The sequence below is a fragment of the Cloacibacterium caeni genome, assembly GCF_907163125.1.
GTDB classification, from domain to species: domain Bacteria; phylum Bacteroidota; class Bacteroidia; order Flavobacteriales; family Weeksellaceae; genus Cloacibacterium; species Cloacibacterium caeni_B.
In genome coordinates this window covers 690,937-713,385 of record NZ_OU015319.1, presented here as the reverse complement: position 1 = coordinate 713,385, position 22,449 = coordinate 690,937, and the positions used below count along the sequence as shown (strand labels likewise).

At 32.7% G+C, this 22,449-nt stretch carries 16 protein-coding genes and 1 tRNA gene; 3 read left to right on the top strand and 14 right to left on the bottom strand.

Annotation, left to right across the window (positions count from 1 at the left end):
- Nucleotides 1-103: 103 nt before the first annotated feature.
- The 7 genes from KKQ79_RS03265 to KKQ79_RS03235 form a co-directional block, all read right to left on the bottom strand.
- Nucleotides 104-1,396, bottom strand: a complete 1,293-nt coding sequence (locus tag KKQ79_RS03265) for a TolC family protein (protein WP_213188967.1) — start codon at nt 1,394-1,396, stop codon at nt 104-106.
- Between the two features lie 76 nt (nt 1,397-1,472).
- Nucleotides 1,473-3,902 carry an ABC transporter permease gene (locus KKQ79_RS03260; RefSeq protein ID WP_213188966.1) on the bottom strand — a complete coding sequence of 810 codons (2,430 nt, stop codon included), beginning with the start codon at nt 3,900-3,902 and terminating at the stop codon, nt 1,473-1,475.
- A 65-nt stretch (nt 3,903-3,967) separates the two neighbouring features.
- Entirely contained in the window at nt 3,968-6,379 is a 2,412-nt protein-coding gene (locus KKQ79_RS03255) for an ABC transporter permease (protein WP_213188965.1), read from the bottom strand.
- Between the two features lie 104 nt (nt 6,380-6,483).
- The gene (locus KKQ79_RS03250; RefSeq protein WP_213188964.1) at nt 6,484-7,206 is read right to left on the bottom strand and encodes an ABC transporter ATP-binding protein; all 723 of its coding nucleotides are present in this window, start codon (nt 7,204-7,206) and stop codon (nt 6,484-6,486) included.
- Nucleotides 7,207-7,510: 304 nt separating this feature from the next.
- Nucleotides 7,511-8,209 (bottom strand): GIN domain-containing protein, encoded by a 699-nt coding sequence (locus tag KKQ79_RS03245; protein ID WP_213188963.1) that lies wholly within the window; start codon nt 8,207-8,209, stop codon nt 7,511-7,513.
- A 5-nt stretch (nt 8,210-8,214) separates the two neighbouring features.
- Nucleotides 8,215-9,618, bottom strand: a complete 1,404-nt coding sequence (locus tag KKQ79_RS03240; RefSeq protein ID WP_213188962.1) for a DUF4932 domain-containing protein — start codon at nt 9,616-9,618, stop codon at nt 8,215-8,217.
- A gap of 6 nt (nt 9,619-9,624) precedes the next feature.
- Nucleotides 9,625-10,869: an efflux RND transporter periplasmic adaptor subunit gene (locus KKQ79_RS03235; RefSeq protein ID WP_213188961.1), complete on the bottom strand. Its 1,245-nt coding sequence runs from the start codon at nt 10,867-10,869 to the stop codon at nt 9,625-9,627.
- 161 nt (nt 10,870-11,030) lie between these two features.
- On the opposite strand from KKQ79_RS03235, the gene KKQ79_RS03230 reads away from it, so the two are divergent.
- From KKQ79_RS03230 to KKQ79_RS03220, 3 genes are read left to right on the top strand one after another with little or no spacing between them, the layout of a single operon-like run.
- Nucleotides 11,031-11,297 carry a TfoX/Sxy family protein gene (locus tag KKQ79_RS03230; protein WP_213188960.1) on the top strand — a complete coding sequence of 89 codons (267 nt, stop codon included), beginning with the start codon at nt 11,031-11,033 and terminating at the stop codon, nt 11,295-11,297.
- Between the two features lie 29 nt (nt 11,298-11,326).
- Nucleotides 11,327-12,661 carry a sigma-54-dependent transcriptional regulator gene (locus tag KKQ79_RS03225; RefSeq protein ID WP_213188959.1) on the top strand — a complete coding sequence of 445 codons (1,335 nt, stop codon included), beginning with the start codon at nt 11,327-11,329 and terminating at the stop codon, nt 12,659-12,661.
- A 23-nt stretch (nt 12,662-12,684) separates the two neighbouring features.
- Nucleotides 12,685-14,013: a sensor histidine kinase gene (locus KKQ79_RS03220; RefSeq protein WP_213188958.1), complete on the top strand. Its 1,329-nt coding sequence runs from the start codon at nt 12,685-12,687 to the stop codon at nt 14,011-14,013.
- A gap of 47 nt (nt 14,014-14,060) precedes the next feature.
- Here KKQ79_RS03220 and KKQ79_RS03215 read toward each other — a convergent pair.
- The 7 genes from KKQ79_RS03215 to amaB form a co-directional block, all read right to left on the bottom strand.
- Nucleotides 14,061-14,134 (bottom strand) — tRNA-Ala (locus tag KKQ79_RS03215).
- Nucleotides 14,135-14,148: 14 nt separating this feature from the next.
- Nucleotides 14,149-14,382: a putative signal transducing protein gene (locus tag KKQ79_RS03210; protein WP_213188957.1), complete on the bottom strand. Its 234-nt coding sequence runs from the start codon at nt 14,380-14,382 to the stop codon at nt 14,149-14,151.
- Nucleotides 14,383-14,412: 30 nt separating this feature from the next.
- Complete coding sequence (locus KKQ79_RS03205) at nt 14,413-15,681, bottom strand: amidohydrolase family protein (protein WP_213188956.1); 1,269 nt, start codon at nt 15,679-15,681, stop codon at nt 14,413-14,415.
- A 12-nt stretch (nt 15,682-15,693) separates the two neighbouring features.
- The gene (locus tag KKQ79_RS03200) at nt 15,694-18,615 is read right to left on the bottom strand and encodes an amidohydrolase family protein (RefSeq protein WP_213188955.1); all 2,922 of its coding nucleotides are present in this window, start codon (nt 18,613-18,615) and stop codon (nt 15,694-15,696) included.
- A 176-nt stretch (nt 18,616-18,791) separates the two neighbouring features.
- Nucleotides 18,792-20,129, bottom strand: coding sequence for an L-lysine 6-transaminase (lat, locus tag KKQ79_RS03195; RefSeq protein ID WP_213188954.1), 1,338 nt, complete (start codon nt 20,127-20,129; stop codon nt 18,792-18,794).
- A 50-nt stretch (nt 20,130-20,179) separates the two neighbouring features.
- Entirely contained in the window at nt 20,180-20,797 is a 618-nt protein-coding gene (locus tag KKQ79_RS03190; RefSeq protein ID WP_213188953.1) for a hypothetical protein, read from the bottom strand.
- A gap of 68 nt (nt 20,798-20,865) precedes the next feature.
- A complete protein-coding gene (gene amaB / locus KKQ79_RS03185) occupies nt 20,866-22,419 on the bottom strand; it encodes an L-piperidine-6-carboxylate dehydrogenase (RefSeq protein WP_213188952.1) in 1,554 nt (517 codons plus the stop codon).
- Nucleotides 22,420-22,449: the final 30 nt, after the last annotated feature.

Sequence of the window (22,449 nt, the reverse complement as noted above, 5' to 3'; positions counted from 1 at the left end):
TTTTTATAAACTTTTGAAACATAAATGTACAAAATAAAAAACTGCTCTAAAAATTAGAGCAGTAAAATTAAATTTAGTTATTGTGAAAAAAAATAGTATTCTTTTAATTATTATTTTCGAAAACGTTAATCAACGCTTGTTGTTGCATCACATCGAACTTGCTGGCATTGAGGTTAAAATTTGCCTGAAGCCAACTGTTTCTTACCACAAAAAATGTATAAGCATCCATCAATCCTTCTTTATATTTTTCTTCAGAACGCTCGAAAGATAATTTTTGATTTTCGAAATTTTGTTGTAAAATTTTATTTTTTTCAATGGCATTGTCATATTGTTCTGCAATTATATTGAGTGTTTTGTACAATTCATTCAGTTTTCTTTGATTTTCAAAAACAGTGTATTGTTGGTCTAATTTTGCGGTCTCAACAGCATTTTTTACCTGAAATTTTTGAAACAGAGGAACATTCAGTCCTATAGAAACCTGAGAATTTTTGTTCTGATTAAACTGGGTTGAAAAATTAGTGGTTATATCTTCTTTCAAATTTTTGTTGAAAAAAGAAGACCATTGATATTGTGCCGTAATGGTAGGCAAATAATCTGATTTTGCAGCTTTAATCTTCATTTTTGCAGCTTCCAATTCTTTTTGATTTTCAATAAAAATTGGATTTTTTTGCACCAAATTGTCAATCATTTCTTTTGAATTGATAAAATTTGGCGTTATTTCTGAATTTTCGTCCGAAACAAAATCGATGCTGTCTTTATTAATATTGAGTGCTGCCAAAAGATTAATTTTAGAAATATTCATTTGGTTTTGCGCCGAAATCCATTGTTCTTGTATGGTTCCAAAGTTGGCTTTGATGTCGTAAACATCACTTTTTGCACGATTTCCAATTTCTACTTCTTTTTCGGTTCTGGCAATTTGTTCTTTCATACCAGAAATTTGTGGTTCTAATACTTCAAACCAAGATTTATCTTTCATATATTGAAAAAACAAACCAACAATGCTGAGTTTAACATCGTTTTGAACGGTTTTCAATCGGTATTCTGAACTTTCTTTATTAATTTTAGAAAGAGAAATATTAAGATAATTTTTCCAGTTGAATAATTCTGTACTTGCCAACGCATAGAAATTGTCCGTTTGCGTATTAATCGCTTCTCTTTGATTGTTCTGCGTATTGATGCCGTTTCCAAAACTGTAATTATGATTGATGCCGATACTTGCCGAAGGAAGCAAATTTCCTTTAGCAGTATTGATTTGTCTTTGGTTTTTGCTTACATTAATAATGCTTTGTTGCACTTCCGGACTGTTTTTCATGGCAAAATCTAGACATTGTTGCAAGTTCCATTTTTGCTGAGCCGGCAAAAAATTAATCAGCAATATGAAGAAGAGTTTTTTCATTGTCAGTTGATTGTTGATAGTTGTTGGTTGTCAGTAAAAATTCCATCAACTTTCAACCGACAACCATCAACTAAGTTTATTCGTATTTTAAGTAATTTACAAGGTTTATTTTTGTAGCTCTGTATGCTTTGATGCTTACCACAGCAAATGTTAACAGCAACAGCATTGCAAAACTCAAAATGTATGGCCAAATTGGCATTTCGATTCTGTAAGCGAAATCTTTCAACCACTCGTTCATGGCGTAATAACCAAATGGAATACTGATAATTACAGCAATTGAAGCGATAATTAAAAATCTTTTGGTTAAATCCCAAACAATTGTTCTTTCGTCTGCTCCCAAAGTTTTTTTGATGGCGACATCTTTCAATTTTTGTTCAATTAAAAGAGAAGACAAGGCAAATAAACCAAGCAATGCCACCAACAAAACCACTATATTTAAAATGGTAAAAAGTGTTTGTTGCTTTTGGAATTTCTCAAAAGTTTTGGCAAATTGTTTATCCACAAATTCATAATCAAAAGGATAACCTGGTTCTGCTTTGGTGAGCCAAAATTGTTTAATTCTTTCTAAAGTCCCATCAATATCGTCGCCAGTAAGTTTTATTTGCAGATTAGACATATTGTTTTTTGCCCAGTTTCTATCATAATTAAAGAAAAGAATAGGTTCTACAGGTTTATCAACTCCATTCACATAAAAATCTTTGAGAACGCCTATAATTTTGTATTTTTTCTTGTCTTCCCAACCAGGATAAATTTCTTTGCCAAGCGCGTTATCTTTGTTCCAGCCCATTTGTTTAATGAATGTTTCGTTGGCAATAGCTCCAGAAATAGTATCAGAAGCCAGACGTAAATCTAAATCTCTACCCGAAACAAATTTCATTTTGTAGAATTTAAAATAATTATAATCTATACCACCAACTCCTACATTATTAATTGTTTTTGTAGTATCTATTGCATTTTTAACAGATGAAGAATTCATTAATCCTAAGCCTATTCTAAATACAGAACTTGTAATATCTTGTACACCTGCTATTTTTGAAACTTCGTTTTTAAGTCTTATGTATTTTTTAGAATTATAATCATTTTGCCAATCTGTTTTTTTGAATTGAATTTGAATCACCTGATCACCTTTGAAACCCAAATCTTTATTCATCATGTATTTTACCTGACTATGAATAATTAAAGAACAAATAATGAAAAACGAAGAAATAATCAATTGTAAACTCAAAATAGAATTTCTCAACCAAACGCCACTTTTACTTCTTGCAAAATTACCTTTCAAAGTATTAATTGGTTTAAAATTAGACAAATACATCGCAGGAATAACACCTGAGATCAATGCAAAAACCAACAATAAAACTCCGGAATAGATAAAAATTCGATAATCATTCAGTAAAATTTCTTTTCCTAAGAATTTGTTATAAGATGGCAACAATAGTTCTATAGAAGCAAATGCAATAATGTAAGCGACAAGACAAATAATTAAATTTTCTAATAAAAATTGAGCGATAATTTTAGACTTAGAACTTCCAATTGCTTTTCTTACGCCCACTTCTTTGGCGCGTTGAGAAGCTTGCGCCGTTTTTAAATTAACCAAATTAATTCCTGATAAAAGCAAAATTAAAGCAGAAAGACCAAGCAAAATCATAATCGATTTTTTGTCACCTTTTTCTACACCCTCGCTTTTAGCTTCTAATTTCATATCCGAAATTGGTGTTAAAAAAACATTGGCTTTGTTTTTCTCATCATATTTTTCCCCCCATTTTTCAGAAGCAATTTTTTCTTGTTCAGACATTTGAGCAGAGAGTTTTTTCTCTAGAGCTGCAACATCAGTACCTGACTTTAATTTAAAATAACCTATGTAACTATAATTGGTCCATTCTAATTTTTTTTGATCCAAACCAGGATGTCTCATAATGAATCCTGGCTTAAAAACGGTATTCTTTTCTGGTATTTTGTAAACTACAGTAATGATTAAAGATTTATTTTCATTATCATCTAGTTTCACGGTTTTCCCAATACAATTTTTATATTCATTTCCAAATAGAGACTTAGCGGTTTCTTCAGAAATGGCTATTTTACCATTATCACTGATGGCATTTTTAAAACTCCCTGCCAATTTTTCCATTGGAAAAAAATCAAAATAAGTTTCACTAGCTCTACAAGATGTAATATAAACAGATTTTTCACCTGCCATCAATCTTGTTTTATAAGCTCCCCAAGAATTGGCAATGGCAAAATCCTCTATTTCTTTAAATTTTTCTTTTGATACCGCCAATGCAGGAAAGCTAGAAACCACAATATTTCCGAAATCAGAATTGGAATTTTCTACCAAATAAATATTTTCTTTATTAGGAATCCATTGTTCATAAGATTTTTCGTCTTGCCAATGGATAAAAGCCATTAGAAAAATGCATAAACCTAAGCTTAATCCCAAAACATTAATAATGGTAGAAAGCCAGTTTTTTTTATAGTTAGCAAATGCTATTTTGAGCCAATTGTTTAACATAATTTCTAGTGTTTTGTTTCTAGTGTATTGTATTTGGCTAAAAACCAAATAGTAAACACTAAAATTTATTCATATTTCAAATATTTCACAAGGTTTACCTTTGTAGCTCTATATGCTTTGATGCTTACTACTGCAAAAGTTAAGAGAAGCAAAATCACTAAACTAAATATATATGGAAAAACTGGCATATCTATTCGGTAAGCGAAATCTTTCAGCCATTCGTTCATTAGATAAAAACTTATCGGAATGCTTACGAAAACTGCCATTGCTGAAATCCACAAGAATTGTTTGGTAAGTCCAAAAACCAATGTACTTTCCGAAGCTCCCAAGGTTTTTCTGATGGCTACGTCTTTCAATTTTTGTTCAATCATTAATGATGACAAAGCAAATAATCCTAACAATGCCACCATTAAAACCATGGCATTGAGAATCGTAAAAAGTGTTTGTTGTTTTTGGTATTTCTCAAAAGATTTTGCAAATTGTTTATTGATAAAATAACCATTAAAAGGATAGCCTTGTTCTACTTTGCTTGTCCAATAATCTTTAAGTCTGTTTATCGTTCCGTCAATATCATTTGCTTTTATTTTAACCTGAATATTATCCATATTATAACGTTTCCATTCTGTTTCTCTGTAGTGGAAAAAAATTATAGGTTCTACTTCGCTTTTCAAACTTCGGATGTTGAAATCTTTTACAATTCCTACAATTTTATATGGTTTATAATCAAAACCTGGTTTAATTTCTCTCTTGATAGCTTGGTCGTTTGTCCAACCAAATTTTCTCACAAAAGCTTCGTTTACTAAAACTGTATTAATAGTATCTGATGCCAATTTCGGATTTAGCCAACGTCCTTTTAGAAGCTTAGCTCCAATAAACTGAGGATAATCATAATCCATAGAACCGTGTTGCGCTTGGATGCTTGTATCCATATAATCCATATTAGAACTACTGAAACTATTTGTTCCTGGAGGCGCTTCGGAATAAGAAATGCTTTCAACACCAGAAATTTTTGCCATTTCCGCTTTTAATCTTTCATATTTTAGCCAAGGTTTTTGTCCGTATTCATTAAAATTAATTTGATAAACTTGTTTGCCGTCATAACCCAAATCTTTATTCATCATATATTTCACTTGGCTATGAACAATTAAACCACCAATAATGAAAAAAGATGAAATAACCAATTGAATAGAAAGAATTCCGTTTCTAAGCCAAATCCCATGTTTGCTTCTCGAAAAATTGCCTTTCAAAGTTTCAATTGCTTTGAAATTTGACAAATAAATTGCAGGAATAATCCCAGAAATTAAAGTCACTAACAAAACCATCAATAAAGAATAGAAGTAAATTCGCCAATCGTTCATTGTAATTTCTTTGTTAAAGAATTTGTTGAAACTTGGCAACAAAATTTCCGTTAAAACGAGTGAAAGAAAATACGACATGATACAAATGATAAATGTTTCTAGTAAAAATTGAAAAATTAAAGAAGTTTTACTGCTTCCAATGGCTTTTCTTACACCCACTTCTTTTGCTCTTTGTGAAGATTGAGCGGTTTTCAGATTTATGAAATTAATGGCAGATAAAATCACAATTAAAACTGAAAGTGTAAACAGAATTAATAACGTTTTGAAATCTGGCATTCCAAACCAAGTAGATTTTGCATGCAATTTTATTTTATCTAAAGGCGTAAGCAAAGAATCTGTAGGACCATACATGTCAATATATTGCTGAGGTGTAATGCCAGAACCTTTAGATTGCAACTTTGCTCTGAGCATAATAATATCTAGAAATTTTTTCTCAAAACTTCTAGGATCTGCACCTTTTTTCAACATAAAAAAACAACCATAATTGAAATTCCCCCATTGTTCTTTATCATTTTTTAATTGGTCGGCTGGTTTTATAACAAAATTTGGGTTTATCTGGGTATTTCCTTCTGGTAATTCGTAAACTGCGGTTACAATAAAATTAGTGGTGTTAATTTTGATGGTTTCTCCTATCACATCTGTTTTGCCAAAAAGATTCAGTGCTGTTTGTTTTGAAATAATAATATCAGTATCATTTTTCAAAGCATTTTTATAACTTCCAGAAATTAGTTTGAAAGGAAAAAAATTAAAAAAGTTCTCCGAAAAAGCAAAACCATTTTCTTGGTAAACAGATTTATACTTAGTCGTCATCTTGTAAGCACTCCCTGTATTCGTCATTAAAACAAAATCCTCAACTTCTGAGATTCTTTTCTTTGCATTTTCTGCTAACGGAACAGAAATAGCAGCTCCATAAGTATTTTCCTTTTTATTATACGTTTGAAAATAGTAGATATTATCCTTTTTGGGATTCCATTTTTCGTAAGATTCTTCGTCATTCCAATGCATGAGAATGAGCATAAAACCAGTTAAACCTACCGTTAATCCAAATAAATTGATAAACGTAGAAAGCCAGTTCTTTTTATAATTGATAAATGCTATTTTGAGCCAGTTTTGTAACATAATCGTTCATTTTGTCCGATGTCCGAAGCTGGATGTCGGATGATTAAAAATTAAAATTTAAGCAGTATACAACTTCAGACTTCCGTCTTCCATATTCTTACTTTTTATTCAAAATCCTTAGCATCAGCTTTTTCGAAAGCATCTTTTCTTTGGGTTGCGTGTTCTTCACTGTAGATTTCGCCATCTTTCATATTCACAATTCTGGATGCAAAACCAGCATCATAAGAAGAGTGTGTTACCATTACGATGGTAGAACCTTCGCGGTGAAGTTCTGCCAAAAGATTCATTACTTCGTTTCCGTTAGAACTATCAAGATTTCCTGTTGGTTCGTCGGCAAGAATCAATTTTGGTCTCGTTACCAAAGCTCTGGCAACAGCAGCACGTTGCTGTTGACCACCTGAAAGTTGCTGTGGATAATGTTTTGCACGATGTGCAATGTTAATTTTCTCCATAATTTCTTCTACACGTTTTTTTCTTTCTGAGGAAGAAACACCGTTGTAGATTAATGGAAGTTCTATGTTTTCGTAAACTGTTAGTTCATCAATCAAATTAAAATTCTGAAAAATAAACCCAATATTTTTCTTTCTGATGTCAGATTTTTTCTTCTCAGAAGTTCCTACAGTTTCTGTAGTTTCAAAAAGATAAGAACCTTCTGAAGCCGCATCCAAAAGCCCGAGAATATTCAGCAAAGTAGATTTTCCGCAGCCCGAAGGTCCCATTATTGCTACAAATTCTCCAGGTTTTATATTGAGGCTCACTTTGTTAAGCGCTGTAGTTTGTACGTCTTCTGTTTTATAGATTTTTGATAAATTGCTTGTTGTAATCATAATTTTATAGTTGTTGGTTGATGATTTTTTTTAATATTATATAAAAAGTTCAATAATCATTGTTATTAATAGTAATAATAGTTTTTGAATTATATTATTTTAAAGCTCCGAAGGAGCGGAATCTGTGTAAAAAATATGCGAGTTGCAGATAGAGAACTCCGTAGGAGTTCAATCTTTTTTAACATTTTGGAGTTAGAGATAGCGCACCTACGGCGCGCACCGTTAATCATTCCATTTCTACACAGATACTGCTCCTACGGAGCAACCCGATTTTATTTTTAAATTTTAACTTTTCCCTTTTAAATTATTTCACATAAATTTTCGCTAAAGAACTGCTTTCTTGCTGAATATTTTTGTATTTCAAATTTTCAAGATTAATTTTTGCAACGCTATTAGCATTTATTTTAATTTCTTCCGTACTTCCGCTCAGATTAACTTTAGAAGCAGAACTCGCATCAATTTCAATGATTTTAGATTGAACTTTAGACTCTAAAAATGCTGCACTAGAAATATTTACAAATAATTTTTCTGCAAAAATATTTCCCGTCACTTTTCCTGCACTGTCGAGGTTTATTTTTAGTTTATTCAATTGAAAATCATCATTAATAAAAATTTGTCCGGCACTAGAAGCCGAAAGTCTCTCAAAATCTGGCGTATAAACCGTAACTTCTGCATTTACATTGTTTATAGAATTATTTTGATTGTTATATTCTACTTTTAAAATTCCGTTTTCAGACGAAACTACGATGTAATTAATTGCGTTAGAACTTACCACAACTTTTTGTTGAGGTGCTTTTTTTATGTAAACTTTCATAGCAGAATTCGCTTTAATTTCTGAGAATTTTTTCACCTCAAAATCTCTGCTTTCGATTGGTTTTCCTGCAAAATCTTGTACTTTTTCTGAGTTATCATAATTTCTGTAAACGCCATCTCTATCTGTTCTTATAATGATGCAAGATTGTAGCATCATCGCTCCGATGAATAATTTTAAAATATTTTTCATAATTTTTATTTTGTTTTGAATTTTATTGTGGTTTCTTCAAGTGGAAATCCTGCTAGGTCTCTAAATCTGTTTCCGAGAACAAATTCATATTCTGTATTTGGTTTTAGTTCTACTTTAAATTTTATCGATTTATTTTCATTCTCAAAACCTAAACTTTGCTTCAACGGAAAATGCTCCATTCCCAATTTACCAATTTTCACATTCATTCTTTCCGAAGAAAGTTTTGTACTAAAATTGACGGTAATTTCTGTAATACTTGCATCTACATCTTCTTTATCCCAAATGTCTGGCGATACCGAAACTACTTTCGGTTGTTTGTCAATTAAAGTTTTCAAATTAGGTTCTAAATTTTTGTAAAACGCTATAATTTCTGGATAAAAGCTCTCTAAAGTTGGATATTTTTGTCTGTTTTGTTCGTAGTTTCCAAGCAAATCTACCAATTCTTTAATCCAAAGAAATTTGCGACCTCTTTGTATCAAAATTTCTTCATTAATTTCTTTTTGAGAATAATTATTATCTATCATATATCGAATGACAGAAGCTCTTACCAAACTTTCGTTAATCATGGTTTCCCAGTTTCCGTAAGCTTGAGATTTCATGTCTTTTTCAACCAATTTGTAGATTTTTTCAGCAGAATTTTCCAGTTGAGCCTGATAATCTTTCATCTCTAAAATATAATTGACGAAAGAATGATTAAACTCGTGAATTAACAATGTTTGAAACTCATTTTTGTCGAATTTTGCCTCTCCGTTTTCATCAAAATCCCAAACTCCAACTATTGCATTTACGATAGTTTTGCCATTTTTAGGATTTACTTTTATGCCATAGTTTCCGCCACCGTTTCCAAAGCCTAAAATAATTTTATACTCTTCATTAGGCGTTTTTCCATAGAATTTAGGATACCAATTTTGGTTAAAATCACTCAAAACAACTTTCTGATATTCTTTTTCTGCTTTAGCATAATCCTCAGCGTGATTGTTAAAAAAATTCTGAAAATTTGTTTTTTTATAGAATTCATTCAACAGAGATACAAACTTCTTAATATCTACTTTTGCCCATCTTTTGTCTAAAGTATTTTCTTTTTCTGTTATCAACTTGAATTTATTTTTTTCAAAAGAAATATGAGTCGCCATAGACATTACGGCATCATATCCCAAACCATTTTGGTTTCTATTTTCTTTAATAAATTCTATAATTTCTGAATTTTTAAAAGATTCAAAATAAGTTCTGATGTCTTCTGCATATTTTTTATTTTCATTTCTGCTGTATTCTTCTGCGCCTGCCAATCTAAAAACGATACTTACCGCTTCTACTCTTTCATCCACTTTAGGAATTAATTTTTCTTGTGAAAAACCAAAAACAGAAGCAAAAAAAACACAAAGTCCTAAAATTTTCTTTTTCAATACCATTTTCACTTATTTTTTAATTTCTAAAATCTCATAATTTTTGTAATCTGTATAATCTGAAGTGATTACTTTTTCGCCGTTTTTCAATCCCGAAACCACTTCATAATACAATGCATTTTCTCTTCCAAAAGTTACGTTTCGTTTTTCGGCTTTATTTCCTTTTACTACAAAAACCCATTTCCCGTTAGAATCTTTAAAGAAATTTCCTTTCGGAATCATCATACTTTGCGTATCGGCAGAGAGTTTCAATTTCACTCCGAAAGTCATCCCAATTCTTAAATCTTTAGGTTTGTTTTCGTCCGCAAAATTAAGTTCAGCAGAGAATTGTCCATCTTTTACTTCTGGTAAAATTTTGGTAACGATTACGTTATACGATTGGTCTGTATTGTCCAAAGTTCCTTTAATCCCAGGTTGAAGTTTATTGATGTAGTATTCGTCTATTTTTGCTACTAATTTGTAACCGTCCATCAAATCTATTTTTCCAATGCTTTGTCCGGAAGTAAGATTTTCGCCCAAATTAATATTGAAAGAAGACAATCTGCCAGTTTCCGGAGCCAAAATCAAGAAATTATTTTTGTTATTTCTCAGAACATCCAAACTTTTCTGCATTTGCCCGATAGATTTATTAACATCTGCAATTTGCTGATTTCTAGAACGATTTTCATTTTGAATTCCTTGTTCAGTCAATTGTTTTCGTTTTTTCTGATATTCTAGATTTTGTTTTGCCAAATCAAATTCTGTTTTTCTTCCAATTTCGGCGTCATATAATCTTTTTTGAAGATTATATGTTTGCAAAGCCGTATTGTAATCGTTCTGAGATTGCAATAATTCTTTATTTTGATTGAATTCCTGATTTTTAAGTTCCAAAAGCGAACTTCTCATTTGGCTAATTTGCTGCATAATTCCCGTTTCCTGATTCATGAAATTGAATTCAGTATTCGGATTATAAATTCTGGCAAGCGGTTCGCCTTTGCGCACCATTTGTCCGTCTTCTGCATAAATTTCTTTTACCATTCCGCCTTCTAAAACGTTTACCAAAGAAGAGTGAAGAGACTGGGACTGAGCTGTAATCATCAACATATCTTCAAATTTGCCGTACGTTACTTCTGAAATTTGAATTTCGTCTGACGGAACATTATACGTTTTTTTCTGCTTCAAAAAATAAGTAGCAAAAAGAACTACAGCAATAATACTTGCGGAAATAATTAAAATAATTTTGAGTTTAGATTGTTTTTTTTCTAATTTCGTATCCATTACAGTGAATTGATTTACAATATATTACACAAGCTAAATGCCACAAATTTATAAAGTTATAAAGCACTGATAATGAGAAGAAATTCAAATCAAATCAAAATAAAAACCGTCCGATTCCGAACACTTTTCGTTCGAAAATGAACAATTTAAATTTTCAAATTATGGGAAATTCATTATTAACTCAACTACCAAACATTGGAAAAGTATTATCTGAAAGATTAAAAGAGATTGAAATTGAAACACCAGAAAAACTTAAATCTTGTGGAACAGAAAATACGTTTATTAAATTAAAAACCATTGATAGTGGAGCATGTTTGAATGAATTATTTGCAATAGAAGGTGCTATACAAGGTATTAGATGGCACAATTTGACTCTTGCAAGAAAAGAAGAATTGAAATCTTTTTTCCAACAATGTTCTAAAAAATAATATAAAAATTCGGAAATAAATTCAATAAAATGCGAAAAAAAGAAGCAGGAATTTTAATTGTAGATGACGACGAAGACATTTTGTTTTCGGCAAGAGTTTGGCTCAAAAAATTCTTCACAGAAGTAGTTACCATTAATTCTCCTAATAAAATTATTACGGCTATTCAAAATCATCAAATTGATGTTATTCTTTTGGATATGAATTTCCGAAGAGGTTTTGAAGACGGAAAAGAAGGTTTGTATTGGCTTTCCGAAATTAAAGAAATTGATAAAGACGTTCCTGTGATTCTGATGACCGCTTATGGCGAAGTAGAATTGGCAGTAGAAGCTCTAAAAAATGGCGCAACCGATTTTATTCTAAAACCTTGGAACAACGAAAAACTCTATGCTTCTGTAAATCTTGCGGTAGATATTTCCAGAAAGAATAAAAAACTTTCGCAATGGGAAAATCTTCAAGAAAATGCAGAAAATTATGAATTGCAAACGCAATCTCCTAAAATGCAACAAGCCATCAACACCATCAAAAAAGTGGCTGCTACCGATGCCAATCTTTTGCTTTTGGGAGAAAACGGAACTGGAAAATATGTAATGGCAGAATATATCCATCAAAACTCCAAAAGAAAAAACGAACCTTTTGTACACATAGATTTGGGTTCAATTTCGGAAAATTTGTTCGAAGCTGAACTTTTTGGTTATGCAAAAGGAGCTTTTACCGATGCTAAAACAGACAAAGCAGGAAAAATTGAAAATGCTGATGGAGGAACCGTTTTCTTAGACGAAATTGGAAATTTAACACCACAACTTCAACAAAAATTACTGACTCTAATTCAGACCAAAAAACTTTCTAGAATTGGAGAAACCAAAGAACGCTTTCCAGATGTGAGGTTTATTTTTGCAACCAATGCTGATTTGAAAAAAATGATTTCGGAGAATACGTTCAGAGAAGATTTGTATTTCCGAATCAACACTGTAGAAGTAGAATTGCCTCCTTTGCGAGAAAGAAAAGAAGATATTGCTTCTTTAGCCGAATTTTTCATCAAAAAATATGAAAAAAAATATGGGAAAAGCAATCTTAAAATTACAAACTTGGAAGAATTGCAAAATTATCATTTCCCAGGAAATATTAGAGAATTAGAGCATTCTGTAGAACGAGAAATTATTTTGTCTGAAAACGAAAACATTAAACTTTCTCTCTCTCATACTGCTTCAGAAGAACAAATTACTTCTTTAAATTTAGAAGAAATGGAAGAAAAAATGATTAAAAATGCGCTGAAAAAACACAAAGGAAATATTACTTTGGCAGCTGAAGCATTAGGTTTAACAAGAGCATCTTTATACAGAAGAATGGAGAAATTTGGGATATAAAAATGAAAAATTTGAACTAAGAAATGAAAAAATATTATTTTCTTCAGTGGTTATTTTTTAGCATTTTGGGCATTGTATTCGGGATTATTGCCTATCATTTTTGGATTGAAAAACTATTTTTCAGTACTTTTCTTTTTGCGTCGTTTTCTTGTGTTTTGATGGGATATTGTTATGTTCTCATCTCGGCAAAAATTAAAGAAACAGAGAAAATAATCACTTCTATTCAGCAAAAAGATTTTTCACTTTTCCCTAAAAAAGAACAATTTGATGACCTTAAAAATGCTTCCGTAAAACTTTATTATCAAAGCAAAGAAGAGCACAACCAGCTCTATTCTTACAAGAATTTATACGACACCATTCTCAATAAATTAGAAATAGGACTCATTATTCTGAGTAAAAACAAAGAAGAAAAAAACTGGCAGGTTTTCTATTGTAATCCCAGTTTTATGAACATTCTGAAAATCCCGAAATACAACAATTGGAGTTTTTATGAAAGTAAAATTCCAGAATTTTATAACTTAATTGAGAAGACATCTTACCAAGATTCGCAAGATTTTATAGATGTTTCCATACAAGAAAGCAGCAAGCAATCTTATTCGATACGAACGTCCAGAATTACCACACAACACAACGATTTTTGTGTGATTTCTTTAGAATCTATCCAGAAAATTATTGATAAAAAAGAAAAATTAGCGTGGAATAATCTGATGAAGGTAATTTCGCACGAATTATTGAACACTTTAACGCCGGTAAACAGCTTGGTTCACAATCTGGAATACATTACAGAGCAAGAAGAATTAACGAAAGAAGACCAAGATGACATAAAAGACAGTCTGAAAATCATCAATTCAAAATCTCAACAGTTATTGCATTTTATAGACAGTTATAGGCAAGTAGCAGAGCTTCCAAAACCGAAAAAAACACATTTTAATCTTAAAAATTGTGTAGAAAATGTTTTGAAAATTTTCAATACCGAATTTAAAAACAAGAACATCGAAATTGTTTTAAATTTAAAAGATTTCCATATCAAAGCAGACGAAAAAATGATAGAACGTGTGCTGGTAAACCTAATTACCAATTCTATTTTTGCGCTAGAAAATCTTCATACTCAAAAGAAAATAAGCATTGAATTACAGGATTTTAACAATAGAACCTTAATAAAAGTAGAAGACAACGGTGGCGGAATTGACGAAAAAATTGCCAATAAGATTTTCTTACCTTTTTTCACAACTCGACAAAACGGTTCTGGAATTGGGCTTACCCTTGCCAAAAGTATTATGGAAGCACACAACGGATATCTTACTTACAGAAAAACCGAAAATGGTAGCTCGTTTGAAGGTTGGCTAATCTAATATTTTAATAAAAAAAGCACTTACCATTAAAGATAAGTGCTAAAAAGTGGAGAATATGGGACTCGAACCCACCACCTTTAGACTGCCAGTCTAACGCTCTAGCCAGATGAGCTAATTCCCCATAAAAAAGAAAACTTAGTTTTCTTTTTCTGCCAAATAATGGTCTATAATTTCAAAAGCTTTTTGTTCGTCATGAATATTCACCTCTAGTTTTAAAGCGGTAGCGGTAGGTGTAGCTAATAAATTATTAAGGTATTTATTGCTCACTGAACAAGCGATTCCTGCATCTTCTAATTTCTTTTTCACGATTTGTATTTGAACCATTTCATCTGCTTCAAATACCGAAACTCTTGGTAATTCTGCTCCCATATTTCTAATTTTAACACAAATTTATAAAAATTACTGATTTAATCGATACTTCTCTTGATATGTTTTGTAAAGTTCTTTCTGCTGATTGTCTAGATTAATTTTTCTTCCCTCTATGAAGGCTTCAGTCACATTATTGGTCAATTGATCCAGTGCATCGCCCTCAGAAATGAAGAGTGTAGCGCTTTTTCCTACTTCTAAAGTTCCGTAGTTTTTATCAATTCCCAACATTTTGGCTAGGTTAATGGTGATGCTTTGTAGCGCTTTTTCTTTTTCTACACCATAGGCAACTGTAGTTCCTGCCAAAAACGGAAGATTTCTAGAGTTCTGATATTCCATATCTCCGCTGTAATCTAACCCATAGAGAATACCTTTATCTTGCACCAATTTTGCAAACTCATAAGGCAATCTCGGAGAATCAGAACTGTTTACCGGCAAACTGTGAACTCTCTTGATAATGAGTGGAAAATTGCTCTTTTTAATACCATCTAAAACCCCTACCAAATTGCTTTCACCAATCAAAACTACATTTTTTAGGTTTAACTTATTAGCCCAAGCAATCACTTCTAGCGTTTCATTGGCTCCTGCTACTTCCACAAATAGTTTTCTGTTTTCAAAGACTGGTTTTATGGCGTTCAGTTTATAATCCTTCACTTGCTGTTTGTCATATTGTTGCGCTCTCTGAAAGAGGGAAGTCAGTTCTTTAATTTTTTCTGTTCTTCTGGTTTGGAATTCTTTGTTTCTTTTTTCATCGTCAATTCTAAAAATTTCAGGCCAAGAAAGGTGCAAAACATTATCCGTAGCTACCACCGCATCTTCCCAGTTCCAAGCGTCTAGTTGCATGATGGAAGAGGTACAAGACAATGTGCCGTGTTTCAGAACTGGCTGAGTCAATAAAACGCCATTGCTTCTAATCACGGGAATAACATGAGAGTCTGTATTGAAAGAGATGAGCGAACGTACTTCTGGCGAAATATCATTGGCTTCTCTATAATCTACTGTAGCATTGGTTGCGGAAATTTCTACCAAACCTAATGTATTGTTCACCAAAATAAAACCCGGATAAACATGTTTATTTTGGGCATTGATGACTTCTGCATTACTCGGAATGCTTCCATTAATCTGGGTGATTTTTCCGTTTTCAAAAACGAGAGAAGCATTATTTAAAACCGCTCCTGTTGCAGTATGAATCGTGGCATTGGTAATGGCAATTGGATTTTTTTGTGCTGGTGCAGGATTCGGTCTTTGTGCCAAAACCATTGCAGATACCAAAATATATAAAGTGAAAAATATTTTTTTCATGAAATTTAATTTTTAGTGTTGATGAAAATCTTCTTCTAAAGTATCACAGTGGTACAATTTCTTTTGCTCTGTTTTTACCGACTGGGTATTTCCTTTTTTGGCATCATCAGAGAATAGCATTTTTTGAATAATTCTGTTTTTCTCGTTCTTTACCATTTCATCTTTTTCGGCTTGTTTTTGAGTATCAAAAATGAGTTTTCCGTCTACAAAAGTTTTGTTTACTGTGGCATAAATACTCAATGGATTGTCCGTCCACAATACCAAATCAGCATCTTTACCTACTTCTATCGTTCCTAATTTATGGTCTAGTTTCAACATTTTGGCAGGATTAAGGGTAACGGTTTTCCAAGCTTCTTCTTGAGAAATGTTTCCGTATTTTACTAATTTTCCTGCTTCTTGATTCAGTCTTCTTGCCATTTCTGCATCATCTGAATTGATGGCTGTATTCACCCCAGATTTTAATAAAATCGCAGCATTGTAAGGAATAGCTTCTCTTACTTCTTCTTTATAACCCCACCAATCTGAGAATGTAGAAGCATTTGCTCCGTGATTTTTCATCTTGTCTGCCACTTTGTAGCCTTCTAAAATGTGCGTGAACGTATTGACTTTGAAATTAAATTTCTCTGCAATTTTCATAAACATGTTAATTTCACTCTGCACATAAGAGTGACACGTGATATAGCGTTTAGATTTTAAAATTTCTAAATGCGTTTCCAGTCTTAAATCTTTTCTGTAATTTTTATTGGTTTGCTTTTCTTTTTCGTATTCTAAAGCTCTGGTGAACCAAAAGTCAAATGCTTGTTCTACTCCACCTCTCGACTGAGGAAAACGATTAGGATTATTGCCCCAATTAGACTGTTTTACGTTTTCTCCCAAAGCAAATTTGATGAACTGAGGTGCATTCGGAAACTTCATAATTTCGGCATTTTCTCCCCAAGCAAATTTTACAATTGAAGACTGCCCGCCAATTGGATTTGCAGAACCGTGTAATTGTTGTGCTGTGGTAACACCGCCTACAATTTGTCTGTAAAAATTCACATCATCGGGATTGATGACATCGCTCATTCTCACCTCCGCAGAAGAATTGCTTCCCGCTTCATTTACGCCTCTAGAAAGTCCGATATGCGTATGTTCATCGATAATTCCGTTGGTTAAATGTAAGTTGGTTCCGTCAATTTCTTCAGCGTTTCCTTTGCTTAATTGACTTCCTACTTCTACGATTTTTCCTTTAGAAATTTTGACATCATAATTTTTCACAATTCCTTTAGTGGTATTGGTCCAAACCGTAGCATTTCTAATGATATAGTCTTTTTGAGTCGGCACATTTTCGCTTCCAAAAGCTGCAAAAGGATACCAAATTTTACCGATTTCTTTTGGCGTTTCTTCTTCTTTTTTGGTTTCAGCTTCATTATTTTTTACAAAGGTGATGCTGTAAGGCACTTTGTTTCCTTGTTTGTTCAGGGCAAAACCATTGGTATTTTTATAGTCTGCAAGCGGATAAAGAATTCTATAATTCTGTACAGAATCTTTCGGTAAAACCAGTTCCAGAGCAATTTTATAATCGCTCACGTTTAGTTTTGCTTTTCCGTCTTTTTTCTCCTGAATTACTTTGGCTTCAGGCTTCAGAAGCGAACCTGCAATTTTTAAATCATAGTTCTGATTGTTGATGGTGAGTTGATACACCCCTCTAATGTCTTGGTCTAACAATTTATTTACTACGAAATTTTTACCTGCCACCCAATTTTCCTGTAAAACTGCATCTTTGCTAAATAATTCTTCGGTAAACAATAAGAAATTGGCATAACTTCCTTTTCTTAAATTCCCTAAAGTAGTTTCTGATTTTACAATTTTTGCAGGGTTTTCGGTCAAAGATTTCAGAATTGCTTCTTTAGACAAACCATTTTTATAGAGTTCTCTTATTTTTCCTAAGAATGAAGATTTGTCTTTCAACTTGTTCATCGTGAAGGCAAAGTCTACATTTTCTTTTTGAAGAAATATTGCATTATAAGGCGCTAATTCCCAATGCTTTAATTCAGCAACATTGGCATTTTCTACATCTAAAGCATCATTAATCTGATACGGTTTTGGATATTCTAAAGGCAATAAAAAGAAACCGCCTGTAGATTTCATTTCTTTGGCTCTCTGGTATTCATTTCCAGAACCCATAAAAACGAATTGTTGTAGGGCTTCGTCCCCAATTTTATCCGCTCTTAAAACATCCCACTTTTCAGAAGTTTCGATGATGGTTGGTAATTTTTTATATTTATTGAATGCTTCTAAATTTAGATTTTTCTCTACTGCATTTCCGCCTTTTTCATACCAGTCTGCATCTAAATAAAACTGTCTCAACAAGGCAATAGAACCCGCCAAAGAAGTAGGATAAGACTGTCTAGAACTGCCTTTGTCAAAAGAAAGCATGAGTGCAGCATCTTCTTTGATGATTTTTTCTGCAGGTTTTCCGTTTCCTAAATTGTACAGCACCGCAGAACCTCTCACGATTCCATCCTGGTTGAAACTTAAAACTGTACCGAAACCCTGATTTAAGTATTCTTCGTAGTCTTTTCCTTGATTGGTGAATTGATCAACTGCTCTAGAATAGGCTTTTACGGCATCATTGTACGCCGCTGCAGAAGCCGTATTTGGAAGATAGATACTTCTAGAATCTGCTTGTTTTGCCTCAGCTTTTTCTACGCCAATATTGGTATACAAATCAATAAATGAAGGATAGACAAACTTTCCTTTTCCATCAATCACCACTGCATTTTTCGGGATGGCTACTTTACCCGATTCTAACACTTTGCCATTCTGAATGACCAAAACTGCATCTGGAATCACTGTTTTGTAATCTTGATACAAGGTGATGTTTTTAATTGCATAAATGCTTTGATCTTTGGTAGTGGTATCATTTTGCCAATACCCTAATTGTGCTTGCATCCAACTGAAAAGAATGCAAGAAAAGAGACTCAATACTTTCTTCATATCAATAATAATGAACTATTTTTAGATTTTTTAAAAATAGGAATATTTTTTGAAATAAAAAGAGGTCAAAAAAAATCGCCCAATTTTAAAAAATTGAACGATTGTGAGAAATATAGTAAATGTTAATAGTTTTAGTAGTTTGATGCAATTTTTTCTATTTTATCCAAAGCAAATTGCAAGTCTTCTTGAGTTACATTTAGGTGTGGACGGAATCTAATCGATTTTTCGCCACAGATGAGTACAATTACGTTTTCTTCGAAAAGTCTTTCTTGGAAATCTGCTCTTGCTTTTCCGTCTGGTAAATCAAAAGCACACATTAATCCTCTTCCTCTTGCATTAGAAATTAGGTGTGGAAACTTCGCTTGAAGTTTTTGTAAACCTTCCAATAAAAATTCGCCTTGTTTCTGTACATTTTCCAGAAGATTTTCTTTTTCGATAATTTCTAAAACCAATTGGAATCTTAGCATATCAATGAAATTTCCTCCGAAAGTAGAGTTGATTCTAGAACTTTCAGCAAAAACGTGGTGTTCTACTTCGTCTAACTTGGTTTTACTTGCCAAAATACCACAAACTTGTGCTTTTTTCCCGAAAGAAATCACATCCGGAACTACGCTGTAATTTTGGAATGCCCACATTTTACCTGTAATTCCAATACCTGTTTGCACCTCATCAAAGATAAGCAACATTTCGTTTTCGTCGCAGATTCTTCTTAATTCCACCAAAAATTCATCACGGAAATGATTGTCTCCACCTTCTGCTTGAATGGTTTCGATGATGATGCAAGCTGCCTTATCTTGATTTGATAAAATCGCTTCTTCAATCTGTACCAAAGCCAATTGTTCATTCTTGATGGTTTCCTGTAAATTTTCTTCGGTGATTGGGAAATACAATTTCGGATTGATGATTCTTGGCCAATCAAACAATGGAAAATATTGATATTTTCTAGGGTCATTGGTATTGGTTAAACTCAGGGTATAACCACTTCTTCCATGGAAAGCCTGTTTAAAGTGAATTGCTACAGAACCTTCTGTTTTACTTCCTTTGAGCCAATTTTTTCTGGTTTTCCAATCGAAAGCTGTTTTCAAAGCGTTTTCTACCGCTAAAGCTCCTCCTTCTACAAAGAAACAATACGGCAATTCTTCTGGAATAGCTACTCTGCTGAAGGTTTCTACGAAATCTGCATATTCCTGCAAATACACATCGGACATGGTAGGTTTGTACACCGCCATTTTGCCTAACCAAGCAGATTTCCCCACAATATAGGGATGATTATAACCCACAGAAGCAGAACCGAACATAGAAAACATATCTAAAAATTCTGTTCCTGTTAAACGGTCATGAATCCAAGAGCCGTGAGATTTTTCGTAATCCATCACGAAATCAAATCCATCTGCTAAAATATGTTTTCCTAATGTTGCTTTTACTTTGTTGCCTGCAACTTCGTGGCTTAATTCTATTGTTTTGTTCATATGATTAATGTGATAATATGTTAATTTGTTAATTTGTTGATTTGTTGATTTTATCCTGCAAGTTGAATATCAATCAATTTCAATTTTTCATTGATTATTTTAAATTCATAGATAACTGAAAATTCCATATTTCCCATTCTTTCTTCGTATTCAGCTTCTGAATACAAATTCAAAATGTAAAGATCTTCTACTTTAGAACAAATCATTTTATATCTTTCTTTTCCTTTTTGAATAAATTTTGTTTCATAATTGCTTTTGACGTAAAACTCATTGAAATCTATTTTTTGAAATAATTCAAAAAAAAATGGACTAAAAATCAAATGATGATACTTTTCGAAGTCCTTATTAGTAAATGGAACTTCAGTATTGTCATTTTTCGTAACATCAATCTCTAACAAATGCCAAATACTATTGGATTCTGAAATTATTGGGTTCTTAATAAAAGTTTTAATTTGAGTTTTATCTTTTTCTAAAAAAGCTTTCTGAAGTTCTTTAAATTGAGCGGCCCAGTTTAAAGAATCTTTAAGTTCAAGTTCAATCAAATCTTTTGGGTAGAAAATTTCTGAATTTTCTTTTTTAATTAAATCGTTATTATTGACTTTCTCTTTTTCCTTCTTTTCACAAGAAAAAACCAGAAAAAATGATAATATTAAAAATAGATTCTTCATTTCACTTCGTTTCATTCAGAATGACAAATGGTAAAACTTACAGCATCCTGTATCTAACATCTAGCATTCTACAAATCAAATTTAATTCCTTGTGCTAAAGGTAGGTTTGTGGTGTAATTGATGGTATTGGTTTGTCTTCTCATGTAGACTTTCCAAGCGTCTGAACCTGATTCTCTACCGCCTCCTGTTTCTTTTTCGCCACCGAAAGCGCCACCAATTTCAGCACCAGAAGTACCGATGTTTACATTGGCAATTCCGCAATCTGAACCTACTTGAGAAAGGAATTTTTCGGCTTCTCTAAGATTATTCGTCATAATCGCAGAAGATAAACCTTGTGCTACTCCATTTTGAATTTCGATGGCATTTTCTACGTCTCCTGAATATTTTAGCAAGTATAAAATCGGTGCAAAAGTTTCGTGCTGTACAATTTCAAAATGGTTTTCTGCTTCGGCAATCGCTGGTTTTACATAGCAACCGCTTTCGTAACCTTTTCCTTTTAAAACTCCACCTTCTACAATGAGTTTACCGCCTTCTTTTTTCACTTTTTTCAATGCCTCTTCGTACATTTTCACTGCATCGGTATCGATCAATGGACCTACATGATTATTCTGATCTAGAGGATTTCCTATTTTTAATTGTCCGTAAGCTGCTACAATCGCATCTTTTACTTTATCATAAATGCTTTCGTGAATGATGAGTCTTCTGGTAGAAGTACAACGTTGACCCGCAGTTCCTACTGCTCCGAAAACCGCACCAATTACCGTCATTTTAATATCTGCATCTGGTGTTACGATAATCGCATTGTTACCGCCTAGTTCTAGAAGAGATTTTCCTAATCTCGCTGCTACATTTTGAGCCACAATTTTCCCCATTCTGGTAGAACCTGTTGCCGAAACTAGAGGAACTCTGGTGTCTTTTGCCATTAAATCCCCAATTTCAGAGTCGCCGATGACTAAATTTGAAATTCCTAAAGGAAGATTATTCTCTTGAAGCACTTCGGTGATGATGTTTTGACAAGCAATACCGCACAATGGAGTTTTTTCTGAAGGTTTCCACACGCAAACATCTCCACAAATCCAAGCTAATGCAGTGTTCCAAGACCAAACCGCCACTGGAAAATTAAAAGCAGAAATAATCCCTACAATTCCAAGAGGATGATATTGTTCGTACATTCTGTGACCTGGACGTTCTGAATGCATGGTTAAACCATGCAACTGACGAGATAAACCTACGGCAAAATCGCAGATGTCTATCATTTCCTGAACTTCGCCCAAACCTTCCTGTAGTGATTTTCCCATTTCATAAGAAACGAGTTTCCCTAAATCTTCTTTATGTTTTCTGAGTTTATCGCCAAACTGTCTTACGATTTCTCCACGTTTTGGAGCTGGCATCAGTCTAAATTCTTTGAATGCTTTTTCTGCTTCTGCGATTACTTTTTCGTAGTCTTTTTTAGAAGAAGCGGTGACTTTAGCAATTAAATTTCCATCTACTGGTGAGTAACTTTCGATTACTTTTCCTGTGGCAAACCATTTTCCTCCAGTAGAAGTACCTTTATTCTCTGCTTTAATTCCTAAATTTTTTAAAACTTTTTCAATCCCGAAATCTTTATTTTTCTTTGACATTATGTTGAATTTGAATTTCGGTAAATATAT

Coding starts and splice junctions, on each gene's coding strand:
- KKQ79_RS03265 (WP_213188967.1), bottom strand. CDS start 1,396: ATGAAAAAACTCTTCTTCATATTGCTGATTAATTTTTTGCCGGCTCAG.
- KKQ79_RS03260 (WP_213188966.1), bottom strand. CDS start 3,902: ATGTTAAACAATTGGCTCAAAATAGCATTTGCTAACTATAAAAAAAAC.
- KKQ79_RS03255 (WP_213188965.1), bottom strand. CDS start 6,379: ATGTTACAAAACTGGCTCAAAATAGCATTTATCAATTATAAAAAGAAC.
- KKQ79_RS03250 (WP_213188964.1), bottom strand. CDS start 7,206: ATGATTACAACAAGCAATTTATCAAAAATCTATAAAACAGAAGACGTA.
- KKQ79_RS03245 (WP_213188963.1), bottom strand. CDS start 8,209: ATGAAAAATATTTTAAAATTATTCATCGGAGCGATGATGCTACAATCT.
- KKQ79_RS03240 (WP_213188962.1), bottom strand. CDS start 9,618: ATGGTATTGAAAAAGAAAATTTTAGGACTTTGTGTTTTTTTTGCTTCT.
- KKQ79_RS03235 (WP_213188961.1), bottom strand. CDS start 10,869: ATGGATACGAAATTAGAAAAAAAACAATCTAAACTCAAAATTATTTTA.
- KKQ79_RS03230 (WP_213188960.1), top strand. CDS start 11,031: ATGGGAAATTCATTATTAACTCAACTACCAAACATTGGAAAAGTATTA.
- KKQ79_RS03225 (WP_213188959.1), top strand. CDS start 11,327: ATGCGAAAAAAAGAAGCAGGAATTTTAATTGTAGATGACGACGAAGAC.
- KKQ79_RS03220 (WP_213188958.1), top strand. CDS start 12,685: ATGAAAAAATATTATTTTCTTCAGTGGTTATTTTTTAGCATTTTGGGC.
- KKQ79_RS03210 (WP_213188957.1), bottom strand. CDS start 14,382: ATGGGAGCAGAATTACCAAGAGTTTCGGTATTTGAAGCAGATGAAATG.
- KKQ79_RS03205 (WP_213188956.1), bottom strand. CDS start 15,681: ATGAAAAAAATATTTTTCACTTTATATATTTTGGTATCTGCAATGGTT.
- KKQ79_RS03200 (WP_213188955.1), bottom strand. CDS start 18,615: ATGCAAGCACAATTAGGGTATTGGCAAAATGATACCACTACCAAAGAT.
- lat (WP_213188954.1), bottom strand. CDS start 20,129: ATGAACAAAACAATAGAATTAAGCCACGAAGTTGCAGGCAACAAAGTA.
- KKQ79_RS03190 (WP_213188953.1), bottom strand. CDS start 20,797: ATGAAGAATCTATTTTTAATATTATCATTTTTTCTGGTTTTTTCTTGT.
- amaB (WP_213188952.1), bottom strand. CDS start 22,419: ATGTCAAAGAAAAATAAAGATTTCGGGATTGAAAAAGTTTTAAAAAAT.